Origin of the sequence: Acidiphilium sp. PM (genome assembly GCF_000219295.1) — a bacterium.
GTDB lineage: Bacteria > Pseudomonadota > Alphaproteobacteria > Acetobacterales > Acetobacteraceae > Acidiphilium > Acidiphilium multivorum.
The window spans coordinates 1-1,846 of sequence record NZ_AFPR01000544.1 but is presented as its reverse complement, the minus strand read 5'-3'; the positions used below and the strand labels follow the sequence as shown (position 1 = coordinate 1,846).

The window sequence follows — 1,846 nt, the reverse complement described above, 5'->3', positions numbered from 1 at the left end:
AGTGGAGAGCTACTCGGACCGAGCGATCTCGGGTGCGTCGATGCTCCGTCCCGGCATTCAGGCACTGATGGAGGACGCCGGCCGGCGCCGGTTCGACGTGGTGCTGGCCGAGGCAATGGACCGGCTTTCCCGCGACCAGGAGGACATTGCCGCTTTCTACAAGCGCCTGCGCTTTGCCGGTGTTTCGATCGTGACGATCGCCGAGGGCGAGATCAACGAGATGCATATCGGCCTCAAGGGCACGATGAACGCGCTGGCCCTGAAGGATCTGGCCCAGAAGACGCATCGCGGGCTACTCGGCCGGGTCGAAGCGGGCTTGTCCGCCGGGGACGCGCCTATGGCTATGACGTGGTCCGCCGCACCGACCACAAGGGAGAGCCGATCCGCGGCGAACGGGCGATCAATGAGGCCGAAGCGGCGATCGTCCGCCGGATTTTCACGATGGCGGCAGAGGGCGCGAGCCCGATTGCCATTGCCAAGACGCTGAACGGCGCAAAAATCCCGGGACCCAACGGGCGTGCCTGGCAGGACACGACGATCCGGGGACATGCCGAGCGCGGCACCGGCATCCTGCGCAACGAACTCTATACCGGCGTCCAGGTCTGGAACCGGATGCACTACATAAAGGATCCGGCCACCGGCAAACGCGTCTCGCGGATGAACCCAACAACGGAATGGGTGCGCGAGGAGGTTCCGCATCTGCGGATCATCGACCAGGACCTTTGGGATTGTGTGCAGGAGCGCCTGGCCGCGGTGCGTATCGCCTCGGGCGCGGACAAGATCGACCGCGCGGTCTTTCATGAGCGGCGCCGGGCGAAGCACGTACTCACGGGCAAGGTGTTCTGCGGCGGCTGCGGTGGCAGCTTCGGCGCCGTCGGCCAGGATTATCTCTCCTGCACCGCCGCGCGGAAGCAGGGCACATGCGACAACCGGCGCGGCATCCGGCGGAGCGAGCTCGAGATCCTGATCCTCGACGCACTGCGCCACCAGCTGATGCAGCCCGAGCACGTCGCGGAGTTCGTGGCGGAATACACGGCCGAGTATAACCGGCTCAATTCCGAGCGCTCAGCCGCCCTCGCGTCGCACAAGCGCGAACTGGAGAGTGTCACCCGCAAGCTGGATGGCCTGATCGATGCGATAGCAGAGGGGATGCGTGCACCGGGGCTGCAGCAGAAGCTCGACGCGCTGGAGGCGCGGAAGGCGGAACTGACCCGGCAGATCGAGACCGCCGGGATTTCGCTCCCGTTGCTGCATCCGAACCTGGCGGAGACCTATCGCGAGCGGGTGACCGACCTTCATGCCGCCCTCACCCGCGAGGATGGCGGCACCGCGGCGCTGGAAGCGGTTCGCGCGCTGATCGAGCGCGTCGACGTGTCACCGCCTGATGGCGACGATACCCGCTCTCTGCCGAAGATTGTGCTGACGGGTGCGATTGCGGCGATGGTCGGGCTGGCGCTGGAGCCCGGTTCCAGAGCGTCAAAAGCCGCGCGAGTGGGCGCGGGTGTATCTGGTTTGTTCGCGAGTTCGGTAATGGTGGTTGCGGGGACACGAAACCACCTTAATTTGCTGCTCAACGCCGCCCTCTAATAGACTGCAGGCCGAGCACCTTAACTGTTATTTTATACGAGATCAGAACGCTGATCGGCATCATAAGCTTATTCAAAGGGGATATGGTAGTTGCCAAACCCGCCACAGCACCCGTGCGGATAGCGTCCGTCAATGTGGTGGAAATTCTGGTGTAGCTGAAGCGGCCAATGGTCACGCGGCGCCGGTGGAAATTCGTGGTGTATCGGCATCGATGGCGGGTGCCATGAGTTCGACCATTCCCTCGATCTGCATATATCGG

Annotated in this window: 2 protein-coding genes; both read left to right on the top strand. The window is 63.9% G+C overall.

Annotated features, from left to right (window positions below; translation table 11 throughout):
• Positions 1-487, top strand: a 487-nt coding sequence (locus APM_RS22800; protein WP_241763209.1) for a recombinase family protein, incomplete at its 5' end; no start/stop codon positions are given.
• A complete protein-coding gene (locus APM_RS17830; RefSeq protein WP_241763208.1) occupies positions 442-1,587 on the top strand; it encodes a recombinase family protein in 1,146 nt (381 codons plus the stop codon). The genes APM_RS22800 and APM_RS17830, both read left to right, overlap by 46 nt.
• The last annotated feature ends 259 nt before the right edge of the window (positions 1,588-1,846 follow it).